Raw genomic sequence first — 25198 nt, 5'->3', positions numbered from 1 at the left:
GATCGCTCCCGCCGACCACCCGAGAGATGCAGCGTGCTCATACGACTTCTACGGACCTACCTCAGGCCGTACAAGAGACCCATCGCCCTCCTGGTGCTGCTGCAGTTCCTGCAGACCTGCGCCACGCTCTACCTGCCCACCCTCAACGCCGACATCATCGACGACGGTGTCGTCAAGGGGGACACCGGTTACATCCTGTCCGCCGGCGCCCTGATGATCGGCATCTCGCTGACCCAGGTCGTCTGCAACATCGGGGCCGTGTACTACGGCGCCCGGACCGCCGCGGCCCTGGGACGGGACGTGCGGGGGGCCGTGTTCGACCAGGTGCAGTCGTTCTCCGCGCGTGAGCTCGGTCACTTCGGCGCGCCCTCGCTGATCACCCGTACGACGAACGACGTCCAGCAGGTGCAGATGCTGGTGCTGATGTCGTTCACCCTGATGGTGTCGGCGCCGATCATGTGTGTGGGCGGCATCGTGATGGCGCTCGGCCTGGACGTGCCGCTGTCCGGGGTGCTGGTGGCGGTGGTGCCGGTGCTGGGGATCTGCGTGACGCTGATCGTGCGGCGGCTGCGTCCGCTGTTCCGGTCCATGCAGGAGCGGCTCGACACGGTGAACCGGGTGCTGCGCGAGCAGATCACCGGCAACCGGGTGATCCGGGCGTTCGTCCGGGACGCGTACGAGCAGCGGCGGTTCGCGAAGGCCAACGCCGAGCTGACCGAGGTGTCGCTGGGCGTCGGCAATCTGATGGCGCTGATGTTCCCCGTGGTGATGACGGTGGTGAACCTGTCGTCGATCGCGGTGGTGTGGTTCGGTGCGCACCGGATCGACAGCGGCGGGATGCAGATCGGTGATCTGACCGCGTTCCTCGCCTATCTGATGCAGATCGTCATGTCGGTGATGATGGCCACCTTCATGTTCATGATGGTGCCGCGGGCCGAGGTGTGCGCGGAGCGCATCCAGGAGGTGCTGGACACGTCCTCGAGCGTGGTGCCGCCCGCCGCGCCCGTCACCGAGCTGCGTCGGCACGGTCATCTGGAGATCCGGGGCGGCGGCTTCTCCTACCCGGGGGCCGAGGAGCCGGTGCTGAAGTCGGTCGACCTGGTGGCCCGTCCCGGTGAGGTCACCGCCGTCATCGGTTCGACCGGCAGTGGCAAGTCCACCCTGCTCGGGCTGGTCCCCCGGCTGTTCGACGCGACCGAGGGCGAGGTGCTGGTGGACGGGGTGCCCGTCGCGGACCTCGACCCGGCGCTGCTGGCGAGGACGGTGGGGATGGTGCCGCAGAAGCCGTACCTGTTCGCGGGGACGGTGGCGACCAACCTGCGGTACGGCGACCCGGACGCCACCGACGCGGAGCTGTGGCACGCGCTGGAGGTGGCGCAGGCCAAGGAGTTCGTCGAGCGGCTGGAGGGCGGGCTCGACGCGCCGATCGCGCAGGGCGGCACCAATGTGTCCGGCGGTCAGCGCCAGCGCCTGGCGATCGCGCGGACGCTGGTGCGGCGCCCGGAGATCTACCTCTTCGACGACTCCTTCTCCGCGCTCGACTACGCCACCGACGCGGCCCTGCGCGCGGCGCTGGCCGAGGCGACCGCCGAGGCGACGGTGGTGATCGTCGCCCAGCGGGTGGCGACCATCCGGGACGCCGACCGGATCGTGGTCCTGGACGAGGGCCGGATCGTCGGCACCGGCCGGCACCACGAACTGATGGCGGACAACGAGACCTACCGGGAGATCGTGCTCTCCCAGCTGACGGAAGCGGAGGCCGCCTGATGGCGGGAGCAGCGCGGATGATGGCCGGGGGCGGCCCCGACCAGCAGTCGCTGAACTTCAAGGAGTCGGGCAGACGGCTCGTCGCACAGTTCAAGCCGGAACGCCTGACCCTCTGGGTGCTGCTGGCCTGCACGGTGCTGAGCGTGGGCCTCAGCGTGGTCGGGCCGAAGATCCTCGGCCGGGCCACCGACCTGGTCTTCGAGGGCGTCGTCGGACGGGACATGCCGTCCGGGGCCACCAAGGAGCAGGTGCTCGACGCGATGCGGGCGCGCGGTGAGGGCGGTGTCGCCGACATGCTCCGCGGCACCGACTTCACCCCGGGCCAGGGCATCGACTTCACCGCCGTGGGCGGTGTCCTCGGGCTCGCGCTGGCGGTGTTCGGGGTCGCCGGTCTGCTGATGGCGGTGGCGACGCGGCTGGTGAACGGGGCCGTGAACCGCACCATGTACCGGATGCGCGAGGACGTGCAGACGAAGCTGTCGCGGCTGCCGCTGTCGTACTTCGACAAGCGGCAGCGCGGTGAGGTGCTGAGCCGGGCGACCAACGACATCGACAACCTCGGGCAGACGCTCCAGCAGACGATGGGCCAGCTGATCAACTCGCTGCTGACCATCGTCGGTGTGCTGGCGATGATGTTCTACGTCTCCTGGATCCTGGCGCTGGTCGCGCTGATCACCGTGCCGCTGTCGTTCGTGGTCGCCACCCGCGTGGGCAAGCGGTCGCAGCCGCACTTCGTGCAGCAGTGGCGTACGACCGGAACGCTCAACGCGCACATCGAGGAGATGTACACCGGGCACACCCTGGTGAAGGTGTTCGGGCGGCAGGAGGAGTCGGCGAAGCAGTTCGCCGAGCAGAACGACGCGCTGTACGAGGCCGGTTTCAGGGCGCAGTTCAACAGCGGCATCATGCAGCCGCTGATGATGTTCGTGTCGAACCTCAACTACGTGCTGGTGGCGGTCGTCGGCGGGCTGCGGGTCGCGTCGGGGTCGCTGTCCATCGGTGACGTGCAGGCGTTCATCCAGTACTCGCGGCAGTTCTCGATGCCGCTGACGCAGGTCGCCTCGATGGCGAACCTGGTGCAGTCGGGTGTCGCGTCGGCCGAGCGGGTCTTCGAACTGCTGGACGCCGAGGAGCAGTCGGCCGACGTCTCGTCGGCCGAGCGGCCGGCCGAGGCGCGCGGGCGGGTGGCGCTGGAGCACGTGGCGTTCCGCTACGACCCCGAGAAGCCGCTGATCGAGGACCTGTCGCTGACGGTCGAGCCGGGGCACACGGTGGCCATCGTCGGCCCGACCGGCGCCGGCAAGACGACGCTGGTCAACCTGCTGATGCGGTTCTACGAGGTGTCCGGCGGGCGCATCACGCTCGACGGCGTCGACATAGCGCGCATGTCCCGGGACGAACTGCGTGCCGGGATCGGCATGGTGCTCCAGGACACCTGGCTGTTCGGCGGCACCATCGCGGAGAACATCGCCTACGGGGCCGCGCGCGAGGTCACCCGCGGTGAGATCGAGGAGGCGGCGCGGGCGGCCCACGCCGACCGGTTCATCCGTACCCTGCCCGACGGGTACGACACGGTGCTCGCCGACGAAGGGGCCGAGGGCGCCGAGGGCGGTGGGGTCAGCGCGGGGGAGAAGCAGCTCATCACCATCGCGCGGGCGTTCCTGTCCGATCCGGTGATCCTGGTGCTGGACGAGGCGACGAGTTCCGTGGACACGCGTACCGAGGTGCTGATCCAGAAGGCGATGGCCAAACTGGCGCACGGGCGTACGTCGTTCGTCATCGCGCACCGGCTCTCCACGATCCGGGACGCGGACACGATCCTCGTCATGGAGAACGGGGCGATCGTGGAGCAGGGCTCGCATCAGGAGCTGCTGGCCGCCGGCGGGGCGTATGCCCGGCTGTACCAGGCGCAGTTCGCCCAGGCGGTGGCGGAGGTCGACTGATTTCCTTCGCCCCCGCCGCTCCTTCCCTCCCCCAAGCTCTCGGCTTCGCTCGAGCAGGGGGGACCCCCATCGACCCTGGGGGCTCCGCCCCAGACCCCGGTCCTCAGGCGCCGGACGGGCTGATTTCAGCCCGTCCGGCGCCTGAGGACGAAGAGAAAGTCAGTCCAGGTAGCCCCGCAGCTGGTCGGCGAAGGCGTGGTCCCTCAGTTTGTTGAGGGTCTTGGACTCGATCTGGCGGATGCGTTCGCGGGTGACGCCGAAGATGCGGCCTATCTCCTCCAGGGTGCGGGGGCGCCCGTCGACCAGCCCGTACCGCAGCTGGACGACCTTGCGCTCCCGCTCCCCCAGCGTCGACAGGACCGCCTCCAGGTGCTCCTTGAGCAGCAGGAACGCGGCCGATTCGACGGGGCTCGTGGCGTCGCCGTCCTCGATGAGGTCGCCGAGGGCCACGTCGTCCTCCTCGCCCACCGGGGCGTGCAGGGAGACCGGTTCCTGGGCGAGCCGCAGCACCTCGCCGACCCGCTCGGGGGCCAGGTCGAGGTGGTCGGCGACCTCGTGCGCGGTCGGTTCGTAGCCGCGTTCCTGCAGCATGCGCCGCTGGACGCGGACGACGCGGTTGATGAGCTCGACGACGTGCACGGGGACGCGGATGGTTCGGGCCTGGTCGGCCAGCGCGCGGGACATGGCCTGGCGGATCCACCAGGTGGCGTAGGTGGAGAACTTGTAGCCGCGCGCGTAGTCGAACTTCTCCACGGCCCGGATCAGGCCGAGGTTGCCCTCCTGCACCAGGTCCAGCATGGTCAGCCCGCGGCCCACGTACCGTTTGGCGACGGAGACGACCAGCCGCAGGTTGGACTCGATCAGCCGCCGCTTGGCCATCCGGCCCATGACGACGAGCCGGTCCAGGTCGAGGGCGAGGTTGCTGTCCAGGTCGGGGGTGCGGCGCAGCTTCTCCTCGGCGAACAGCCCGGCCTCGACGCGGCGGGCGAGTTCGACCTCCTCGGCCGCGGTGAGCAGGGGGATGCGGCCGATCTCCCGCAGGTACTGGCGGAACAGGTCCGATGAGGGGCTGCCGGAGTCGGCGCGCGCCGCCGGCGGCGGGGCCGGCTCGACGTGCTCGGCCGGTCCGAGCGCCGCGGACGGCGGTTCGGGCTCCGTCTCGGGGTGGCGGGCGGCCCGGCTCTGCGCGGGCACGGCCACCAGGACGTCCGCCTCCGGCCGCGCGCCGACCGTGCGCGCGTCGGTCGGAGTGGGGCTCTGGATCTGGGTCTGCACGGGGGCGACCTCCAGGATGATCGCTGCCGGGGAGGGCGGCAGCGGTACTTCGGGAGCGGAGTCGGCGGCCTCGCCGCTGTCCGTCCCGTACGCGATGAGCGGGGCCGCGGGGGTCCCGGACCCGTCGAGGACGGATCGGCCGCGCTCCGAGGACTCAGGCACCGCACCCCAGTGTGGGGTACGACACATCGTCCCCACGAGGGGCGTGCGATGACTTTTTGCGTCCGCACGGTGACCCGGCGGTCACATCCCGCCTGGCACCCCAGCAGCGGTTCATGTCCTGAGCTGGCGGTTGTCGTTGTCCTGGCATGGAGGGAATCGCTGAAGTCGCTTTCCGGGCTGCCGAGTCGGCTTCAGTGTTCGCGCGGGTGGCGGGCCGGTTCGCTCGGGCGGATCTGCGCCGGCGGATGCGGGACCATGTCCGCGGCCTGCTGGAGCGGGCGGCACGCAGGAACGGCCGGCGGTTCGCCTGCCGGCCGGTCAGCAGGCGACCAGTCGGACGAGCACCAGTTCGGTGCTGGTGCGGCGTCGGCTGAATCGGCTGCCCGCTTGCGCTCGTCTCCTCGCCGCTCGCGCAGCGCGGACCCGCACCGGGTGGGCCAGGGAGAGGCCGACTCCTCGATCAGTCCGCCGGGATGTGCACGGGACAGGTCGCAGAAAGCAGGATGCGACAAGACCGCACGGGCCCAGGCCGACGTCATGATCCACCCGACCCGTACGGCCGTCGTCGCGTCACGGGTGACGGCCTGCCTGCCAGTGGCTGCTCGACGGGTTCGGCGATCATTGCCCTGGCCACAGGGAGGAAGCCGAGCCGGGCATCCAAGCAGGAGCTCGGGAGGCACTGCCACCGCATTGCGTCCGGTCACGGCCGGCCCCCGGACGAAGCGGCGCGCAACTGCCGGCAGCGGTATCTCGAACCAGGTCGTGAGCCGTCGTCGGCCTGTCGATGTCCTCCAGCACACAGAGTGCTCTGCGGTTGTGGGTTCGGGCCCGCAGACTCCGCCGCGGCCGCTACTTAGCCTCGTCGCGAGCTTGAGCCGCAGGTCCGGTGTCGTTCGACCGGAGCAGTCAAAGGAGACTCCTATGCCGCCGATGAGCGTGCCCGAAGATATGGGACTGACTGGGTATCCGGTCGGTCACGACCTGATGGGCCGTTGCCTGACCGACGCGCACAGCGCCGCGGTGGCCCGGGTGTCCCGGCCCTCTGTGCACGAGCCGTGCTCGGACCTCGTGGGGGCGCGGTCATGACCTCGTCACCGGCTTATCTCATGACCGTCGCCGCGATCGGCATCGCCGTCCTGCTCTTCCTGATCATCCGGGTGCGGGTCGAGCCGTTCGTGTCCCTCCTGCTGGTCAGTGCGGTGGTCGCCTTCGCGGCCGGGATACCGCTCGCCGAGATCGTGCCGGCCATGGAGGACGGTGTCGGGAGATCACTCGCCCACGTCGCGCCGATCGTGGGGCTCGGCGCGCTGTTGGGCAAACTGCTGGAGGTCTCGGGCGGCGCACGCGTGCTGGCCGACCGGCTGCTGGGATGGTTCGGTGAGCGTCGGGCGCCGGCAGCGCTGGGACTCACCGGCATCATCTTCGGCATTCCGGTCTTCTTCGACGTCGGTGTGCTCGTCATCGCTCCCCTCGTCTTCGCCGCTGCTGCGTCCGGGCGCAAGGGCATGCTCTGGTACGCACTTCCCGCCGCCGGCGGCCTGGCGATCGTGCACGGTCTCCTGCCGCCGCACCCCGGCCCGGTCGCCGCGTCCGGACTGATGGGCGCCAACATCGGTCTGGTCATCCTGATCGGAGCGGTCTGTACCGTACCGGCGTACCTGGTCGGCTTCGTCTATGCCAGGTGGATCGCCCGGCGTATCGAAGTCCCGGTCCTCCAGCCCGCGCTCGGCACCACCGGCCGGCACGAGGACGCGGCGGCGCTCGCCTCACCGGCCGCCGGCGCATCGGCGCTGGGTCTGGGCACGGTCGTGACCATCATCGCCGTGCCCATCGGACTGATCCTGGTGCAGACGTTCTCCTCGCTGCTGGTCGACGGCGCGGACAACGCCTTCACGAAGATCGCGGGATTCATCGGGTCGCCGCTGATCGCCCTGCTGATCGGTGTGCTGTTCGCCATGGTGGTGCTCAGCTCCCGGTACGGCTGGAGCAGGACGAACCTCACGCAGGTCGCCGACAGCGCGCTGCGTCCGGTCGGCATGATCCTCCTCGTCGTCGGGGCGGGTGGCGTGTTCGGGTCGGTGCTCACCGCCAGTGGGATCGGGAAGATCCTGGCCGAGGGACTGGCCGGGTCAGGCCTGCCGTTGATCCTCCTGGCGTTCGTGATCGCCTACCTGCTGCGGCTGGCCCAGGGGTCCGCCACAGTGGCCACCGTGGCGGCCGCCGGGATCGTGGCCGGCCTCGTGGAGAAGGCCGGGCTGCCCGACGGACAGGTCGCCGCCCTGGTCGTCGCGATCAGTGCCGGAGCCATCTCGACCTCGCACGTCAACGACGCCGGCTACTGGCTCGTCACCAGGCTGTTCGGGATACCCGAGAAGGACAGCCTGCGGTCGTGGACCGTCATGACGACGCTCATGGGCTTCACGTCGTTCGCCGCCGTGGCCGGCCTCAGTCTTCTGCTCTGAGGCCGACGGGCAGCAGTGGCCACCCGGCCTGCCCGGGCGGCTACTGCTGTCCGTACTCGCGATCGGCGGAATGCGGCCGCAGTACCCGGTTCAGACGCAGAGCGAGCTGGAGGTCCAGCGTCTTGTCCGGGTCGGACCAGTCGAGGTCGAGGAGGCGCTTGATACGGTCCAGTCGCTGGGTGACGGTGTTCGGATGCACATGCAGATGGTCCGCGCTGCGGGCCGGACTGCGTCCCGTGGCGAAGTACGTCTCCAGGGTGGTGAGCAGTTCGGTGTCGCGCTGTTCGTCGTGGCGGACGACCGGCCCGAGCATGCGGTCGACGAAACCGCTGACCGTGGCCGCTCCTCCGAGCAGCAGACCGGTGTAACCCAGTTCCCGGACGGTCGCCGAGTCTCCCGCGCGTTCCAGCCGTAGCAGCGCCCGAGCGCAGGCCAGGGCTTCCCCGTAGGCACCCGGGAGGCCGCCGGAGTCGGTGACGGGCCCAGCGGCTCCCACGGTGACCGGGGTGCCGAGACGGAGGGACAGCGATCCGGCGATCTGCCTGCCGGTCAGTGCCGCGTCCGACGAGGGCAGGGCCAGCACCGCGAAGCCGTCCCGGACCGTGCTGAGGCCCTTGCGTGACGCCGCCATCTCCGCCGTGGCCGTGGACAGGAGGGGGAGCTGGCGGGCGGGTGCGTGGGTGACGAGAACCGTGTGGGGTCCGTGCGGCTGGTAGCCCAGTCGCTGGGCACGTTCGTCCAGCGCCGTTCCGGCCCGGCCTGTGCCGCTCAGCAGGTCGTCGAGGAGGTCGCCGCGCACGCGTGCCTCCGCCGCGGCGAGACTGCGGGTGAACAGCTGCAGCAGCGCCGCCACCACCGCTGTGCGCTCCAGCAGGCGCACGTCGACAGCGGTGGTGTCCTCCGTGGGTGTCTCCGGGTCCCAGACCAGGGCACCGAGGGAACTGCTGCCCGCGGTCAGGACCGTCACCCAGCAGCCGTCGACGTGTTCGCTGCGCCCGGTACCCGTCCTCGGGCGGCGGGCTGCCGTGATCATCGCGTGAAGCCGGTCCTCGGGTGTGCCGTCGGTCCACATGACCGGGGCGTTCAGTTCGTCGACGACGGCCAGGCAGCCGCCGAGGAAAGTCCGTGCGGCGTCGACGACCTCCTGCAATCCCCCTCCCTGCAGGACGAGGTCCATGCTGCGGTCGTGGGCGGCCACCTCGCGGGCAGTGGCGCGGGTGCGCTCCTCCAGCGCGGCGTTGGCCCTGCGGGCGGCTTGCAGGGCTTGCTCCTTGTCGTCAAGGAGCTGGGCGCGCTCGATCGCCACGGCGGCCAGGGCGGCGAAGGAGCTGAGCAGGAGCACCGACTCCGGCGGGAAGGCTCCGGCTGTCCGGTTGGACGCGTAGAGGACACCGATGACGTGACCGCGGTGCACCAGCGGGACGCCGAGGATCGCCACCTGGCGTTCGGCCCGCGCGGACCGGTCCACGGCGGCGTCGTGGTCGAGGCGCTCGTCGTGGAAGTAGTCGGGCGTGGCGAAGGGCGCGGCCGTCTCGGCGACCTTGCCGCCGATCCCCACCCCGAAGGGGATCCGCACGTCCTTCCAGTCGCCGGTCGTCGCTCCGACCATGACCCGCACATAGGTCTCCGAGCGCTCGGCGTCGTTGAGGCTCAGATAGGCGAGGTCGCAGTTCAGCAGCTGCTGTGCGCGGGTGACGATGGAGGTCAGCACCCTGTCGACGTCGCTGGTGACTTCGACCAGCTCCGTCGCACAGGTCAGCAGGGCCCGCTGGGTCTCGTGCCGGGCCTGCTGGACGTCGAACCGGTCGCGCAGCAGCAGCGCGAGGTGGTACTCGCTCAGCAGTTCGCCCCTGTTCGCCCCGGGGGCCGCCAGGGCCACGCGCAGAGCGTCCTCGTAGGCGACGGCCGGGGCTCCTTCGACCAAGAGCCGCAAGAAGGTGTGCCGCGTCATGTCTTTCTTCTCCTCGGGGGGCCGGGCCCGCCCGTCCCGCCGCAGACCCACCGTAAGGCAGTCGGCCGCTCCTCTCCGTGCGGACGGGCCCCGACCGGCGGGACGGGCGGGACAGGTGGCTCAGGGGCCGGCCTCGGTGGAGACGCCTTTCGCGTCAGACCCGGCGGAAGAGGGCGGCGAGTGCCTGTCCGCCGCCGATGCACATCGTGACGACGCCCAGTTCCAGGTCGCGCCGGGCCAGGTCCTTGGCCAGCCGCAGGGTGAGGATGGCGCCGGTCGCACCCACAGGGTGTCCCAGAGCGATGGCGCCGCCGTACGGGTTGACCTTCTCCGCGTCCAGTCCGGCGTCCCGGATGACTGCGACGGCCTGGGCTGCGAACGCCTCATTGAGTTCGACGACGTCGATGTCGGACGGTTTCGTGCCGGTCTTCTCGAACAGCCTTTTCAGCGCCGGCACCGGTGCGTATCCCATCAGCTCCGGCTCCACGGCCGCCGTGGCCACCGCCTCCAGACTGACCAATGGCGTCAGGGCGTGCTCCGCGGCCACCTCACCCCGGGCGAGGACGAGGGCGGCGGCCCCGTCATTGATGCCGGACGCGTTGCCTGCGGTCACGGTGCCGTCCTTCTGGAACGCCGGACGCAGACCGGCCAGTCGCTCCAGGGTGGTCTCGGGCCGGGGGTGCTCGTCGGTGCCCACAACGGACGGCTCCCGGCCGCCGGTCGTCACGGGAGTGATCTCCTCGGCGAACGCGGCCCGGGCCGCGGCCGTGGCGGCGCGCTGCTGGGACCGCAGTGCGAAAGCGTCCTGCTCCGCACGGGAGACGCCGTACTTCGCGGCCACGTTCTCCGCCGTCACGCCCATGTGCACGCCGTGGACGGGGTCGGTCAGCATCATGACCGTGCCGTCGGCCAGGGTGCGGTCGCCCAGGCGGTGTCCGGCTCGCGCGCCGAAGTCGTAGAACGGCATCCGGGACATGTTCTCGTCGCCGCCTGCCAGCGCGATGTCGGCTGCTCCCCAACGCATCTGCATGGCGGCCGACCAGACCGCCTGGAGACCACTGCCGCACAGCCGGTTCACGGTGTAGGCGGGGATGCCGACGGGCAGCCCGGCGTCCAGGGCGACCCGGCGTGCGTTGTAGGCGTCCGCGCCCACCTGGCCGATACACCCCATCACCACTTCGTCGATGGTTTCGGGCGCCACCCCCGCACGGGTGAGGGCCTCGCGGGCGGCCACGGCACCGAGCCGATGTGCCGGGGTGTCCTTGAAGGCGCCGCCGAAGCTGCCTACCGGGGTACGGGCACCATCGATCACGACGACGGTTTCTGCGGGCATGGAGGGTTTCCTTTCGGACAGCGGACGAGTGCCGTGTGCGGAGCGTCAGGGGGCGTAGTCGTAGAAGCCTCGACCGCTCTTGCGGCCCAGGTGGCCGGCGGCGACCATGCGGCGCAGGAGAGCGGGGGGAGCGTAGAGGGGCTCCTTGTACTCCTCGTACATGGATTCCGCCGCGGCCTGCGCGGTGTCCAGTCCGACGAAGTCGAGCAGGCGCAGCGGGCCCATCGGGTGAGCGCAGCCGAGTTCCATGCCCCGGTCGATGTCCGAGGCCGAGGCGGATCCCGCTTCGAGCATGCGCACCGCGGACATCATGTACGGCACGAGCAGGGCGTTCACCACGAAGCCGGAGCGGTCGGGAGCACGGATGACCTCCTTGCCCAGCCGACCGGTGACGAAGTCACGGGCGCGCGCGTAGGTCTCCTTGCTGGTGGTCACCGCGGGGATCACCTCCACCAGCCGCTGGACCGGGACCGGGTTGAAGAAGTGCACGCCGACGACGTGTGCGGGTCGCCGGGTGGCCACGGCCAGGTCGACGACGGGGAGGGAGGAGGTGTTGGTGGCCAGGATGGCGTCGGGGCTGGTCAGCGCCTTGTCGAGGGCCCGCATGACCTCGCTCTTGGCCTCGGGGTGCTCCACCACGGCCTCGATGACGAACTGCCGGTCGCCCAGGTCCCCCACGTCGGTGGTGAACGCCATGCGTCCGAGCGCCGTCTCGCGCTGCTCCTCGGTGAGTCTGCCCCGCTGCACGCCTCGGTCCAGAGAGGCGGTGATCCGGCGCTTGCCCGCCTCGACGGCTTCGCGGCTCGTCTCCGCGACGAGGACGTCCAGGCCCGCGACCGCGGCGACCTGCGCGATGCCGGAGCCCATCAGGCCGCAGCCGACCACGCCGAGACGGTCCACCTTCTTCGTGTCCATGTCCATGCTTTCCGGGTGAGGGTGTCGGATGGGGTCGGTCCGCGCCGCGGCCGGCCGCGGTCCGTGATGCCGCGCGGGCGGCCGCCGGGGCCGGGTCACGCACGCGCCGACCGGCGCTCGGCCAGCCGGACGAAGAAGTCCAGTGCCTCCGGGGCGTCCACGGCAGCGGGTGCGACCACGGCACCGGGTTCCGCGCCCAGGAGGATCCGTTTGAGCGGGACCTCCAGCTTCTTGCCGGTCTTCGTGTGCGGGATGGCCGGCACCGCCACGATCTCGTCGGGTACGTGTCGTGGCGAAGCCTGTCGCCGGATTGCCCGACGGATGCGGTCGCGCAGGCCGTCGTCGAGTTCCACGCCGTCGCGGAGGGCGACGAAGAGGGGCATCCAGTAGCCGCCGTCGGGCAGTTCCGCTCCGATGACGAGCGCTTCGTGCACCTCGGGGAGCTCCTCGACGGCGGCGTAGATGTCGGCGCTGCCCATACGGACGCCATTGCGGTTGAGTGTGGCGTCCGATCGGCCGTGGATCACGACCGAGTTCCGGTCTGTGACGGTGATCCAGTCGCCGTGCCGCCACGTGCCGGGGTAGGTGTCGAAGTACGCCTGCCGGTAGCGCTCCCCGGACTCGTCTCCCCACAACGCGACGGGCATGCTGGGCATCGGGCGGGTCACGACGAGTTCCCCCACCTCGTTCACCAGGGCCCGTCCCTGCGGATCCCAGGCCTCGACCTTGACCCCCAGACAGGGGGCCGAGATCTCACCGGGGACCACCGGGACGGTCGGCGCACCGCCGACGAATGCTCCCACCACGTCGGTTCCGCCGCTGATCGCGACGAGGGGGACCTGCTCCCCGACGTGCGCGGACACCCACCCGTTGGCCGAGGGCGGCACGGGTGAGCCGGTCGCGATGATCTGCCGGAGAGCGGACAGATCGCACAGCCGGCCGGGGAGGACTCCCGAACGTTCGCAGGCGGCCAGGAAGCCCGGGCTCGTCCCGAAGTGCGTGACCCGGTGCGCGGACGCCGCCCGCCACAGTCCTGCGGTGTCAGGGAATGTCGGGCTGCCGTCGTACAGCACCGCGGTGGCTCCCACCAGCGGCGCGGAGACCAGCAGCGTCCAGATGACCCAGCTCGGCGAGGTCGCCCACAGCAGTCGGCTGCCGGTACCGAGGTCCCACTGCAGCCTGAGGGTCTTGTACATCTCCAGCTGGACGCCGCCGTGGCTGTGCACGATGCCCTTGGGGATGCCGGTGGTCCCGGAGGAGAACAGCACCCACAGCGGGTGGTCGAACGGTACGGCCACGGGTTCCAGGGTGGCCTCGCCCACCGTCAGTTCCCGCCAGTCGAGGCAGTCCGGCGCCACCGTGGAGCCGAGCCGGGGCACGATGACCGTGTGAGCGGGACCGATCGCCTCCCGCAGCGTCGCCACGGCCGGCCCGCAATCCCGGTCGACACCGGCGTAGCGGTATCCGTCGACGGCGATCAGCACCTTCGGCGTCAGTTGGCCCAACCGGGCCGCCGCGGCGTCCGGTCCGTAGTCCGAGCCGACCGAGGCCCAGACCGCGCCGATGCTGGCGGCCGCGTAGAAGGCGACCGCCGACTCACCGACGTTCGGCAGGTAGCCGACGACACGGTCGCCCACCCCGACTCCGAGTGAGGTCAGGGAGCGGGCGAGGGCCGCCACCCGGCGGCGGAACTCGCCGGTGGTCAGGGCCTCGGTGCTGCCGTCTTCGCGGACGGTGATCAGTGCCGGTTCCTGCGGATCGCCGTCCGTCAGCAGTCCGTCGGCGTAGTTGGTGCGGACGCCGGGGAACCAGCGCGCTCCGGGCATCCGCTCCTCCGCCAGTACCTCCCGGTAGGCGGTCCGGAAGGGAACGTCGAGGTACTGCTGCACGGCGGACCAGAAACCGGACAGGTCGGTCACCGACCAGCGGTGCAGCTCTCCGTAGTCCGACACGTCCAGGTCACGGTTCTTCCGGAGCCAACGGCAGAAACCTCCCAGGGCTGACGCGTCCAGCTCCAGCCCCGCCGGCCCGGTCACTGCGCGTCCTCGGCGGCACCGATGAGGACGAAGGCCATCGTGGCGGGCTCGGTGCCACGGTTGCTCCAGCGGTGCCTGGTGCCCCGCTGCACCACACAGGTCCCCGCGGGGAGGCGACGCTCCGCTCCGTCGTCCAGTTCCAGCCACATCTCTCCCGACAGGACGACGCCGTAATCCAGGGTGGCGCTGGTGTGCATACCGGGGTGATCCTTCTCAACGGTGGCCACCAGACCGGCGAGGATCTCCTCGGCCCAAGGCGTTGCGGGCTGCGGGTCGGTGGGTTCGCCGGCGGTCGCCGGAGGCCAGGTCACCAGCAGCAGGCGAGTGCCGCCGGCCCCGGGAAAGTACGGGGCGAGGACCGCCTCGGGCTCGGTCTCGGCATTGGACGCTCCGCCGTCCGCCGTTCCCCAGGCAAGGAAGACCTCCAGGCCGGGAAGGGCCGGGGTCTGCGCGGGTTCGAGCGGCTGCTCGTCGACGAAAACCGACTTGCCCTCGACACGGCCGGTTACCACAAGGTTCGGATGCAACATCATTGTCCTCCTGACCGACGGATCGCGCGGCGGGCAGGGACCGGCCGACGCGCCCCTCAGTCAAAGCCACAGCACAGGCGGGCACGATCCGTTCGCAGCACAGAGAAGCGAGCGTCCCCCTGTGCTGGAGCACATACCGTCCGGTGCGCCGGACGTGTGCCGGTCCTCACGCGTCCCACCCGGCTTTCCCTGATCTCGGGAACGGCGAGGCGCGGGCGGCACCCCCCGGAGTTCCGCCGGTGCCTGCGGTCGGCCGGGCAACTGGACCGCGCCGGGCGATCGAGGAGGCGTTCCAGGCCGCGAAGAACGAGCGCGGCCTGGATCAGTTCGGGCCGTCCGGTGCGACAGCCCGAACGAGGCCACGGGCAACTGCTGCCACATGCACCCCGACGTCGCCACGGACACGATCGCGGCCGGCACCTCGCGGTCGCCGTGCCGGCGCCCGCCGCTGCCACCACCGAAAACGCGGCTCAGGACACGAACCGCTGCCGGCGCACTAGAGGGCCGCCGCTCCGTGTTCGCGCAGGGACTGGTCGTACTGCTGGAGGACCCACAGTTCGTTCTGCACGGAGGCCAGTTCGGCGGGGTCGCCCTGGGAGGCGAGCCGGGTCAGCCGGCCGGCGACCTCGCGGACACGGCGCTCGACGGCACGGCGGCGGACGGTGACCAGCTGGGCGCCCGCGTAGTTCTCGTCGACCTCCTTGACGCCCCGGTGCAGCATGATCGCCTCGACGGCGAGTTCGGTGACCATGGCGCGGACGGTGTCGTCGGGGGCGGCGTCGCGGACCCGGATCAGGTACTCCTGCGGGTCCTGGGCGCCGTACTCGGCACCGCCCGCCTCCAGGACGGCCTGGCGCACGGCCGCGTAGACCGGGGCGGTGAACTCGTCGACGCCGTAGGCGTCGAAGGCCGGGGAGACCAGGGCGGGGTGCTGGAGGGCGAGCTTGAGCAGTTCCCGTTCGGTGGCGAAGACGGGGTTGCGCAGGTTGAGGGCGGGGCCCCGCGGGAGTGCGGGCTGCGGGCCGGAGGCGTACTGCTGCGGCCCGCCGTCCCGGCCGCGCTGCCGGCGGTCGTCGGGGGCGGGGCCCTTGCCGCCGCGGTCGCGGGCCCAGCGGGCGAGCTGCGCCACCCGCTTGACCACGAACTGGGTGTCCAGGATGCCGAGCATGCCGGCGAGCTGGACGGCGACCTCGTGCTGGGCGCCGCTGTTCTTGATGCGGGCGACGACCGGGGCGGCCTCGTCGAGGGCGGCGGCGCGGCCGGCCGGGGTGTCCAGGTCGTAGCGGCTCACGATGTGGCGGAGCGCGAACTCGAAGAGCGGGGTGCGGGGTTCGGTGAGATCGGCGACGGCCTCGTCGCCCTTGGCCAGGCGCAGGTCGCAGGGGTCCATGCCGTCGGGTGCGACGGCGATGTAGGTCTCGGCGGCGAACTTCTGGTCGTCCTCGAAGGCGCGCAGGGCCGCCTTCTGGCCGGCCGCGTCACCGTCGAAGGTGAAGATCACCCGGGCCGATCCGTTGTCCATCAGCAGTCGGCGCAGGATCTTGATGTGGTCGTTGCCGAAGGCGGTGCCGCAGGTCGCGATGGCGGTGGTGACACCGGCGAGGTGGCAGGCCATGACGTCGGTGTAGCCCTCGACGACGACCGCGCGGGACGACTTGGCGATGTCCTTCTTCGCCAGGTCGATGCCGTACAGGACCTGGGACTTCTTGTAGATCGCCGTCTCGGGGGTGTTGAGGTACTTGGGGCCGTTGTCCGTCTCGTACAGCTTGCGGGCGCCGAAGCCGACGACCTCGCCGCCGATGTCGCGGATGGGCCACATCAGCCGGCCGCGGAAGCGGTCGATGGGGCCGCGGCGGCCCTCCTGGGACAGGCCGGAGAGCAGCAGCTCCTTGTCGGTGAAGCCCTTGCCGCGCAGGAAGCGGGTGAGGTGGTCCCAGCCCTGGGGGCTGTAGCCGACGGAGAAGTGCCGGGCGGCCTCCTGGTCGAAGCCCCGCTCGGCGAGGAAGGCGCGGCCGGTGTCCGCCTCGGGGGAGGTCGCGAGCTGCTCCACGTACCAGTCGGCGGCGATCCGGTGGGCCTCGACCAGGCGGATGCGCTCGCCGCGCTGGTGGGCCGGGTTGTACCCGCCCTCCTCGTAGCGCAGGGTGATGCCGGCCTGGGCGGCCAGGCGCTCGACCGCCTCGGAGAAGGAGAGGTGGTCGACCTTCATCACGAACGTGATGGTGTCGCCGCCCTCCTGGCAGCCGAAGCAGTGGAAGAGTCCCTTGCTCGGGCTCACCTGGAAGGACGGCGACTTCTCGTCGTGGAACGGGCACAGGCCCTTGAGGTTGCCGCCGCCGGCGCCGCGCAGCTGGAGGTACTCGGACACCACGGCGTCGATCGGGACCGCGTCCCGTACCGCCTTCACGTCCTCGTCGTTGATCCGTCCAGCCACGCTGGAAGTCTACGGTGGTCCGCCGGGAGCCGGATCCGAGGCGTCCGCCCCGGTCAGGGGGCGAGGCTCTCCAGCGGGACGTGCGGGTCGGCCAGGGCGTCCGTGTCCACCGGGGTCCGGGAGCGGATCAGCCGCTGGATCGGGTCCGTGACGTCCCACACGTTGACGTTCATCCCGGCCAGCACCCTGCCCTCTTTGATCCAGAACGCGATGAACTCCCGCTTGCCCGAGTCGCCCCGGATGACGACCTGGTCGTAGGAGCCCGCCGGTGCCCAGCCGGAGTACTCCATCCCCAGGTCGTACTGGTCGCTGAAGAAGTACGGCACCCTGTCGTACGTGACCTCCCGGCCCAGCATGGCGCGGGCCGCGGCCGGGCCGCCGTTGAGGGCGTTGGCCCAGTGCTCGACGCGCATCCGGGTGCCGAACAGGGCGTGCGGGAAGGAGGCGACGTCACCGGCCGCGTGGATGTCCGGGTCGGAGGTGCGCAGCCGCTCGTCGACCAGGATGCCGCCGCCGTCCGCCCGGTCGGCGATCTCCAGGCCCGCCGCCTGGGCGAGGCCGGTGCGCGGGGCGGCGCCGATCGCCGCGAGGACGGCGTGCGCCGGGTGCTCCTCGCCGTCGTCGGTGCGGGCGGCGAGGACCATGCCGTCCTGCCCGGTGATCTCGGTGAGGGTGGCACCGAAGTGGAAGCGGACGCCGTGGTCGCGGTGCAGGTCGGCGAAGAGCTGGCCGAGCTCGGGGCCGAGGACCGAGTGCAGCGGGGTCTGCCCCCGGTGCACGACGGTGACCTCAGCGCCGTACTCGCGGGCCGCCGCCGCGACCTCCAGGCCGATCCAGCCGGCGCCGGCGATCACCAGGTGGCCGTTGTCCCGGCCCAGGGAGGTCAGGACGCCCTTGAGGCGTTCGGCGTGCGCGAGGCGGCGCAGGTGGTGGACGCCGGCCAGGCCGGTGCCCGGGATGTCCAGGCGGCGGGGCTCGGCACCGTTGGCCAGCAGCAGTTTGTCGTAGCGGACGGTGGTGCCGTCCTCGCCGAAGCGGACGGTCTTCGCGGCGCGGTCGACGGCGTCGACGGTCTGGCCGAGGTGCAGCTCGACGTCGTGGCGCGCGTACCAGGCGGGCTCGTGCACGAAGACGCCGTCGCGTTCCTCCTTGCCGAGGAGGTAGCCCTTGGACAGGGGCGGTCGCTCGTACGGGTGGTCGCGTTCGTCGCAGATCAGCAGGACACGGCCGGTGAAGCCCTCCGTTCGCAGCGTTTCGGCCGCTTTCGCGCCGGCCAGTCCGCCTCCGACGATGACGAATGTCTGATCCGCGTCGACCACGTGATGCCTCCTCTTCGGGGTGCCGCCACCTGTGAGCGTCCCGCACACCGGGTGGTGCGGGAAGGGGGAGTGACCCGATCAGGCCACGGACGGCCTCCTTCGGGCTCTTCTCAACCCTGCCCCCTCAGACGGGTGTGAAGCGAGCGGGCCGAGGCGTCGGTGAGGGACGCGATCTGGTCGACGATCACCCGTTTGCGGGCACGGTCGTCCGGGGCCTGCGCGAACAGCGTGCGGAACTGCGGGTCCAGGCCGTCGGGGGCGCGGGCGGTGAGCGCCTCGGCCAGTTCGACGACGACGATCCGCTGGTCGGCGCGGAGCAGTTCCTGCTCGGCGCGCTGCATGACGTACCGGTCGGCGACCGCCTTGAGGACGGCGCACTCCAGGCGGGTCTCCCGGGGGACGACGAGTTCGGCTCCGTAGCGGGTGAGGCGGCCGCTGCCGAACCGCTGCCGGGTGGCGCCCTCGGCGGCGAGGCAGAAGCGGCCGATGAGCTGGCTGGTGGCGTCCTTGAGGCGGGCCTGGGCGACCGCGGTGCCGTCGTAGCCGTGCGGCCACCACTCCTGGGCGAGGAGCCGGTCGAGCGCCTCGGCGAGTTCCGCCGGGTCGGTGCCGGGGTCGGTGTAGCGGCCGGCGGCGACGGCGAAGACCGCCTGCCGCTCGGGCTCGGCGTGCAGGAGGTTGGGGTCGATGTGGCCGGCGTGCAGGCCGTCCTCCACGTCGTGCACCGAGTAGGCCACGTCGTCGGCCCAGTCCATGACCTGGGCCTCGAAACAGACGCGGCCTTCGGGGGCGCCCTCGCGGGTCCAGTCGAAGACGGGGCGGTCGTCCTCGTAGACGCCGAACTTCGGGGAGGCCGGGTCGGTGGGGTGGCCGCCCCGGGGCCAGGGGTACTTGGTGGCGGCGTCGAGGGCGGCGCGGGTGAGGTTGAGGCCGACGGAGCCTTCGGGGGTGAACCGTTTGGGTTCGATGCGGGTGAGGAGGCGGAGCGACTGGGCGTTGCCCTCGAAGCCGCCGCAGTCCTCGGCGAACTCGTTCAGCGCCTGTTCGCCGTTGTGGCCGAAGGGCGGGTGGCCCAGGTCGTGGGAGAGGCAGGCGGCCTCCACGAGGTCCGGATCGCAGCCGAGGGCGGCGCCGAGCTCCCGGCCCACCTGGGCGCACTCGAGGGAGTGGGTGAGGCGGGTGCGGGGGCTGGCGTCCCAGAGCGGGCTGGCCGCTCCGGGGGTGACCACCTGGGTCTTGCCGGCCAGGCGGCGCAGGGCCGCGGAGTGCAGCACGCGTGCGCGGTCGCGCTGGAAGGCGGTGCGCCCGGGGCGCTTGTCGGGTTCGGCGGCCCAGCGGGCGACCGAGGGCGGGGCGTAGCCGGGGGGCGGGACGTGGTTCTCGTACTCCTGTGACGCCGGGCCGGTGGGGGCGGGGGTGCGGGTGCCTGCCATGCCTCGACACTACGGGCAGACGGTGACGGCCGGGGTGCGCCCGTACCGCGTCGGGGCCGGGGCGGGGGCCGTGCGGGCCTGGTCGTAGCGGTGGAGGAGGAGGCGGACCAGGGCGGGGTGGGTGCCGAGGGGGGCCGCGGTGATCCAGGGGGACGCCGCCGCGCACTTGGTGGCGAAGCGGCCGGGGGCCGTGAAGCAGGAGGCGACCGCCACGCGGTGGCGGCCCCGGGCGGCCAGGGCGCGCAGGGCGTCGGGGACGGTGGGGGCGGCGGCGGAGGCGTAGGCGGGGACGACGGGCACGCCGAGGCGTTCGGCGAGCAGGCCGGCGGTGCGGGCGGTGTCGCGCCCCGAGCCGGGGCTGCGGGAGCCGGCGGCGGCCAGCACGACCGCGCTCGTACGGCGGGCCGCCTCGTCCGCCGGGGCGCGCCAGCCGGCTTCCGTCAGGCGGGCGTGCAGGGCGTCCACCAGCAGCGGGTGCGGGCCCAGCGGGGCGGCCACGCGCGCGTGCAGCGGGGTGTCCGCGGCCGCCTCGGGGATGTCCCGTGTGACGTGGTGGCCGCGGCTGAGCAGCAGCGGCACCAGCACGGCCGAACCGGCCCCTCGCGCGTGCAGCCCGGCGAGGGTGTCCGGGAGCAGCGGGGCGTTCAGCTCGATGTGCCCCAGGTGCACGGGCAGGCCGGGCCGCAGCGCGCGGACGCGGTCCAGGAGCGCCCGTACGGTGCCCGGCGTGCGCGGATCACGGCTGCCGTGAGCCACGACGACGAGGGGGGTGGTGGGGTGCGCCGTCATGTTCCGATGGTCGCCCAGGGACGTTGCCTCTCCGTTGCACGCGCGTGAGCGGGGCTTTTCCGGTGGTTCACGGCGCGGCCGCGCACCGCGTGAGTCCGTCCGGGCCGCGGCGCCCCCTTCCCGCCCACCGTGAAGCCGATCACAGGGCGCGGCTGAACCGGAGGGCGTGCCGATGCGTCTTCCGAGACCGAGGACCGAGGACCGACCGGGGAGGGTGCCCGTCCGATGCTTGACCTGTTGCGCCGCGTGAGGACCCGCGGGTTCCGCCGACCGTGTATGCCGCGTATGCCGCGCACCCGTACCGGGCAGCGGCGGCTGGTGCAGGCGGGGATGGCGGTGTGCGTCCTGGCGCTGCTCCCGGCGACCTGGATGCACACGGCCGCGGACGGCCGGCTGCGCACCACCGCCGACGTGCCCCGCACGGACGTCGCCGTGGTCTTCGGTGCGGGCCTGTGGGACGAGGAGCCCTCGCCGTATCTCGCCCGCCGGCTGGACGCGGCGGCCGAGCTGTACCGGACGGGCCGGATCGAGGTGGTCCTGGTCACCGGCGACAACAGCCGTGAGGAGTACGACGAGCCGGACGCGATGCGCGCCTATCTGACCCGGCACGGCGTGCCCGGCACCCGGATCGTCAGCGACTACGCGGGCTTCGACACCTGGGACTCCTGCGTCCGCGCGAAGAAGATCTTCGGCGTGGACCGGGCCGTGCTGATCAGCCAGGGCTTCCACATCCGGCGCGCGGTCACGCTGTGCCGGGCGGCCGGCGTCTCCTCGTACGGCGTCGGCGTCGACGACCGCCACGACCTCACCTGGTACTACGGGGGCGTCCGGGAGATCCTCGCCGCGGGCAAGGCGGCGGCGGACGCGGCGTTCCGCCCGGACCCGCACTTCCTCGGGCCGGAGGAACCCGGGGTGCGGCAGGCCCTGGCGGACGTCCGCGCCCCGGAAACCGCGGACTGACGGTGCGCATATCGCGGTATGCTCACACCATGGCAGACACGACACGGATCACGGTGACGCTCCCGGCCGAGCAGGTCGCCGAACTGAAGAAGCTCACCGACAACGTCTCTGGCTACGTCGCTGAAGCGGTGGCGCGTCAGCTTCGGCACCAGTTGCTCGGCGCTGATCTGCTGCGCCATCAGGAGGAGCACGGGGCCTTCACCGAGGAGGAGCTGGCGGAGGCGCACTCCCGGATCTTCGGCACGACGGGAAGCGCCGGACGTCCGGCGAGTGCCGCGTGAACGGTCACATCGAGACCGTCGTCCTGGACTCCCAGGGTCTCTCTGCCTGGATCGCGGAGGATCGCAAGATCCTCGCGATGCTCCAGGTGCTCCACTCCATGGGTTCCGAGATCGTCGTGGGAGCCAACACCATCGTGGAGGTCAGCCACGCGCGCGTGAACCTGCCCCGGCTGCGGTGGGTGCTGTCCCGCGTCAAGGTGGAGGCGGTGACCGAGGCGGCGGCGAAGAGAGCTGCGGAACTGCTCAAGGCCGCAGGCCTGCACGGTCACCAGTACGCGATCGACGCGACGGTCGCGGAGCTGGCTCTGTGCCAACCGGGGCCAGTGGCCCTCCTGACATCCGACCTCGATGACATGTCTCGTCTGTGCGGCGGCCGTGTCCAGCTCGTCGGTGTCTGAGCGGACGCCTCCGCGCCCCCGGCCTCACCGCGCTCCCCCGGTCCCGGGGAGGTGGCCGTGCCCGGGGTGTAACCGGGGGCGGTGCGGGGTGTAACGCGGGGCGCGCAGGCTGGGCGGTATGGAGAGCTCCGGGACGCCCGCGCACTGCCCGTACTGCGCGCTGCAGTGCGGGATGAATCTGGTGCCCGGTGCGGGCGGGACCGTCGAGGTGCGGGAGCGGGCGGACTTTCCGGTGAACCGGGGGGCGCTGTGCGGGAAGGGGCGTACGGCGCCGGCCGTGCTGTCGTCGGACGTGCGGCTGACCTCGCCGTCGGTGCGGTCCGCGGAGGGTGTGCTGGTGCCGGCCTCCTGGGAGGAGGCGCTGGAGCGGGTCGCCGAGGGGCTGGGGCGGACGCGTGCGCGGTACGGGGCGGACGCGGTCGCGGTGTTCGGCGGGGGCGGGCTGACCAACGAGAAGGCGTACGCGCTCGGCAAGTTCGCGCGGGTGGTGCTGGGGACCTCCCAGATCGACTACAACGGGCGGTTCTGCATGTCGTCGGCGGCAGCGGCGGGGGTCAGGGCGTTCGGGCTGGACCGTGGGCTGCCGTTTCCGCTGGAGGACGTTCCGAAGACCGGCTGCGTGATCCTGGTCGGGGCGAACCCGGCGGAGACCATGCCGCCGTCCCTGCGGTACCTCACCGAGCTGAAGGAGAACGGCGGCACGCTGATCGTCGTCGACCCGCGCCGTACGAGGACGGCCGAGCAGGCCGATCTGCATCTGGCGCCCCGCCCCGGTACCGATCTCGCGCTGGCACTGGGCCTGCTGCATCTGGTGGTCGCCGAGGGGCGCACCGACGAGGCGTACGTCCGGGAGCGCACCACCGGCTGGGAGGAGACCCGGGCGGCGGCGATGGCGCACTGGCCGGAGTACGTGGAGCGGATCACGGGCGTGTCCGTGCCCGAACTACGGGAGGCGGTACGGCTGTTCTGCGACCCGGAGGCGGCGATGGTGCTGACCGCGCGCGGGCCCGAGCAGCAGTCCAAGGGCACCGACACCGTGGGCGCCTGGATCAACCTGTGCCTGGCGACCGGCCGGGCGGGCCGCCCGCTGTCCGGGTACGGGTGCCTGACCGGGCAGGGCAACGGGCAGGGCGGGCGCGAACACGGCCAGAAGGCGGACCAGTTGCCCGGTTATCGCAAGCTGACCGATCCGGCGGCGCGGGCGCATGTGGCCGGGGTGTGGGGCGTGGACCCGGATTCCCTCCCCGGGCCGGGGCGCAGCGCGTACGAACTCCTCGACGCGCTGGGTACGGGCATCCGCTCGCTGCTGCTGATGGGCTCCAACCCGGTGGTGTCGGCGCCGCACGCCGCGCACGTCGAGGAGCGGATCCGCTCGCTGGACTTCCTGGCGGTGTGCGACGTCGTGCTGTCGGAGACGGCGGCGCTCGCCGATGTCGTGCTGCCGGTGACGCAGTGGGCGGAGGAGACGGGGACGACGACGAACCTCGAGGGCCGGGTGCTGCTGCGCCGCCGGGCCCTCGCCCCGCCGGAGGGTGTCCGCAGCGACCTGGAGGTGCTGCACGGGCTGGCCGCCCGGCTCGGTGGCGGACGGGGTGGCCCGGAGAAGGGGTTTCCGACCGAGCCCGAGGAGGTCTTCGAGGAGCTGCGCCGGGCGAGCGCGGGCGGGCCGGCGGACTACTCCGGGATCAGTTACCGGCGGCTGGCGGAGGAGAACGGCGTGTTCTGGCCGTGCCCGGCACCGGCGGGGACCGGGGACGCCGTGCACCCCGGCACGCCCCGGCTCTTCCTCGACCGGTTCGCCACCGGGGACGGGCGGGCCCGGTTCACGCCCGTCGCGCACCGTGCGAGCGCCGAGGAGCCCGACGACGAGTACCCCGTGCTGCTGACCACCGGCCGGGTCGTGGCGCAGTACCAGTCCGGCGCGCAGACCCGGCGCGTCGAGGAGCTGAACGCCGCCGCGCCCGGCCCGTTCGTGGAACTGCACCCCCGCCTCGCGGAGCGGCTCGGCGTAGCCGAGGGCGATCCGCTGGCCGTGGTGTCCCGGCGGGGCCGGGCGGTGGCACCGGCGCGGATCACCGCCGCGATCCGCCCCGACACCGTGTTCATGCCGTTCCACTGGGCCGGCGAGGGCCGCGCCAACACCCTCACCCACCCCGCCCTGGACCCGATCTCGCGGATGCCGGAGTTCAAGGTCTGCGCGGTACGGGTGGAGGCGGTGACGCCGTGAGCGGGTCACCCGTTCACCGGCGCGCGGGGCGCCCTTCGGCTTCTTGCTCTCGACGGGGCCGCCGTACGTCGCTGACCTGCCGGAACAGCGGGCGGACAGGCTCCGGCCGGGCGGGCCCGACACCCGTTCACCTCATTTCTGACTTTCCTTCAGGAAGCGCGCCGCGCCCGGTGGTACTTACCTCGGACAGGCAGGGACGCGACTGACGGCGGCACATGGGGGTGCCGCGGGCGTGGCCCCTGCGTGAGCTCGAGGGAGCGTCGATGCGAGGTATCGCCCGGTTGCCGGCCTGTCTGCCCGGTGTGGCCGGCCTGCCCGGTGCGGCCGCTCTGGCCGTCCCCGTGCTCGCCCTGGTCGCCGTGGGGCTGCTCGCCGCCCCCGCCGGGTACGCCGGGGAGGCGGACGCCACCCCGGCGGGGCACTCCCGCGGCACGGCGTCCGGGAGCCTGGAGGTGTACCCGTCCTCGGTCGTGGCCGGCGCGCAGGTGACGGTGAACACCGCGGCGTGCGGGGACCACGACACGGTCGCGGGGGACGCCACCGCCGTGGGCGCCGGCCGTTTCACCCTGATGCCGAGCGCGCACGAGCGGGACTCGATCGGCCAGTTCCGGGTGCCGCCGGACGCGCGGCCGGGGACGTACGAGATCGTCGCGAAATGCTCCGCCGGCGGGCAGCGGTTGACCGGCGACCTGGTGGTCCGGCTGACGTCCGCGGCCCGGCAGGTTCATCCGCACGGAAGTGTGAAGACGGGGGTCGGCAGTGCCCTGGGCCCCGACCCCGTACAGACCGCGGCCGGCGTGGCGGCACTCGCCGTCGCCGCCGCGGGCGGTACCTGGCTCCTGCATCGCCGGGCGAGAGGCGACGGGATCTGACGGGCACCCTCCGCCGCCCGTCCACCGGTACCGCATGTCCCCTCCCCCTCCGGGTCCGACGCCCCTCGCGGCCCGGAGGGGGGCACGGGGCCGACTCCGAAGAGGTCAGTC

18 protein-coding genes and 1 pseudogene are annotated in these 25198 nt (G+C 72.1%); 8 read left to right on the top strand and 11 right to left on the bottom strand.

Translation table 11 applies throughout. From position 1 onward, the window contains the following. The first annotated feature begins 33 nt into the window (after positions 1-33). Both PYS65_RS24975 and PYS65_RS24970 read left to right on the top strand, forming a co-directional pair. The gene (locus tag PYS65_RS24975; protein ID WP_279336180.1) at positions 34-1767 is read left to right on the top strand and encodes an ABC transporter ATP-binding protein; all 1734 of its coding nucleotides are present in this window, start codon (positions 34-36) and stop codon (positions 1765-1767) included. Then, positions 1767-3710 carry an ABC transporter ATP-binding protein gene (locus PYS65_RS24970; protein ID WP_279336179.1) on the top strand — a complete coding sequence of 648 codons (1944 nt, stop codon included), beginning with the start codon at positions 1767-1769 and terminating at the stop codon, positions 3708-3710. The genes PYS65_RS24975 and PYS65_RS24970 overlap by 1 nt, the downstream gene beginning before the upstream one ends. Before the next feature lie 159 nt (positions 3711-3869). Here PYS65_RS24970 and PYS65_RS24965 read toward each other — a convergent pair whose 3' ends face one another. Beyond that, positions 3870-5147 (bottom strand): sigma-70 family RNA polymerase sigma factor, encoded by a 1278-nt coding sequence (locus PYS65_RS24965; protein ID WP_279336178.1) that lies wholly within the window; start codon positions 5145-5147, stop codon positions 3870-3872. A 1106-nt stretch (positions 5148-6253) separates the two neighbouring features. On the opposite strand from PYS65_RS24965, the gene PYS65_RS24960 reads away from it, so the two are divergent. After that, entirely contained in the window at positions 6254-7609 is a 1356-nt protein-coding gene (locus tag PYS65_RS24960) for a GntP family permease (RefSeq protein ID WP_279336177.1), read from the top strand. A gap of 40 nt (positions 7610-7649) precedes the next feature. Here the strand turns inward: PYS65_RS24960 and PYS65_RS24955 are convergent, their stop codons facing one another. The 10 genes and pseudogenes from PYS65_RS24955 to PYS65_RS24910 form a co-directional block, all read right to left on the bottom strand. Then, positions 7650-9560, bottom strand: coding sequence for a helix-turn-helix domain-containing protein (locus PYS65_RS24955; protein WP_279336176.1), 1911 nt, complete (start codon positions 9558-9560; stop codon positions 7650-7652). A gap of 154 nt (positions 9561-9714) precedes the next feature. Further along, the gene (locus PYS65_RS24950; protein ID WP_279336175.1) at positions 9715-10893 is read right to left on the bottom strand and encodes a thiolase family protein; all 1179 of its coding nucleotides are present in this window, start codon (positions 10891-10893) and stop codon (positions 9715-9717) included. A gap of 45 nt (positions 10894-10938) precedes the next feature. Then, positions 10939-11814, bottom strand: coding sequence for a 3-hydroxybutyryl-CoA dehydrogenase (locus PYS65_RS24945; protein ID WP_387038634.1), 876 nt, complete (start codon positions 11812-11814; stop codon positions 10939-10941). Positions 11815-11903: 89 nt separating this feature from the next. Next, the gene (locus PYS65_RS24940; protein ID WP_279336174.1) at positions 11904-13844 is read right to left on the bottom strand and encodes an acetoacetate--CoA ligase; all 1941 of its coding nucleotides are present in this window, start codon (positions 13842-13844) and stop codon (positions 11904-11906) included. Beyond that, positions 13841-14374 (bottom strand): cupin domain-containing protein, encoded by a 534-nt coding sequence (locus PYS65_RS24935; RefSeq protein WP_279336173.1) that lies wholly within the window; start codon positions 14372-14374, stop codon positions 13841-13843. Before PYS65_RS24935 ends, PYS65_RS24940 begins: the two co-directional genes overlap by 4 nt. Before the next feature lie 330 nt (positions 14375-14704). Then, positions 14705-14827: pseudogene (locus tag PYS65_RS24930) on the bottom strand (transposase); the annotation flags it as partial. 43 nt (positions 14828-14870) lie between these two features. Then, complete coding sequence (dnaG, locus tag PYS65_RS24925; RefSeq protein ID WP_279336172.1) at positions 14871-16808, bottom strand: DNA primase; 1938 nt, start codon at positions 16806-16808, stop codon at positions 14871-14873. Positions 16809-16861: 53 nt separating this feature from the next. Next, the gene (locus PYS65_RS24920) at positions 16862-18127 is read right to left on the bottom strand and encodes an NAD(P)/FAD-dependent oxidoreductase (protein ID WP_279336171.1); all 1266 of its coding nucleotides are present in this window, start codon (positions 18125-18127) and stop codon (positions 16862-16864) included. 110 nt (positions 18128-18237) lie between these two features. Next, positions 18238-19560 carry a deoxyguanosinetriphosphate triphosphohydrolase gene (locus tag PYS65_RS24915; RefSeq protein ID WP_279336170.1) on the bottom strand — a complete coding sequence of 441 codons (1323 nt, stop codon included), beginning with the start codon at positions 19558-19560 and terminating at the stop codon, positions 18238-18240. A 9-nt stretch (positions 19561-19569) separates the two neighbouring features. Continuing rightward, positions 19570-20349, bottom strand: a complete 780-nt coding sequence (locus tag PYS65_RS24910) for a sirohydrochlorin chelatase (protein ID WP_279336169.1) — start codon at positions 20347-20349, stop codon at positions 19570-19572. Between the two features lie 276 nt (positions 20350-20625). On the opposite strand from PYS65_RS24910, the gene PYS65_RS24905 reads away from it, so the two are divergent. The 5 genes from PYS65_RS24905 (at position 20626) to PYS65_RS24885 (ending at position 25087) form a co-directional block, all read left to right on the top strand. Then, positions 20626-21309 (top strand): SanA/YdcF family protein, encoded by a 684-nt coding sequence (locus PYS65_RS24905; RefSeq protein ID WP_387038639.1) that lies wholly within the window; start codon positions 20626-20628, stop codon positions 21307-21309. Between the two features lie 29 nt (positions 21310-21338). Further along, positions 21339-21590, top strand: a complete 252-nt coding sequence (locus PYS65_RS24900) for a type II toxin-antitoxin system CcdA family antitoxin (RefSeq protein ID WP_279336167.1) — start codon at positions 21339-21341, stop codon at positions 21588-21590. Beyond that, a complete protein-coding gene (locus PYS65_RS24895) occupies positions 21587-21988 on the top strand; it encodes a DNA-binding protein (protein ID WP_279336166.1) in 402 nt (133 codons plus the stop codon). Before PYS65_RS24900 ends, PYS65_RS24895 begins: the two co-directional genes overlap by 4 nt. Before the next feature lie 118 nt (positions 21989-22106). After that, positions 22107-24215 carry a molybdopterin oxidoreductase family protein gene (locus tag PYS65_RS24890; protein WP_279336165.1) on the top strand — a complete coding sequence of 703 codons (2109 nt, stop codon included), beginning with the start codon at positions 22107-22109 and terminating at the stop codon, positions 24213-24215. Positions 24216-24478: 263 nt separating this feature from the next. Beyond that, positions 24479-25087, top strand: a complete 609-nt coding sequence (locus tag PYS65_RS24885) for a hypothetical protein (protein WP_279336164.1) — start codon at positions 24479-24481, stop codon at positions 25085-25087. Positions 25088-25198 lie beyond the last annotated feature (111 nt).

Origin of the sequence: Streptomyces cathayae (assembly GCF_029760955.1) — a bacterium.
Lineage (GTDB): Bacteria > Actinomycetota > Actinomycetes > Streptomycetales > Streptomycetaceae > Streptomyces > Streptomyces cathayae.
The sequence above is the reverse complement of the archived record's forward strand: the minus strand, read 5'-3'. Positions and strand labels throughout refer to the sequence as shown.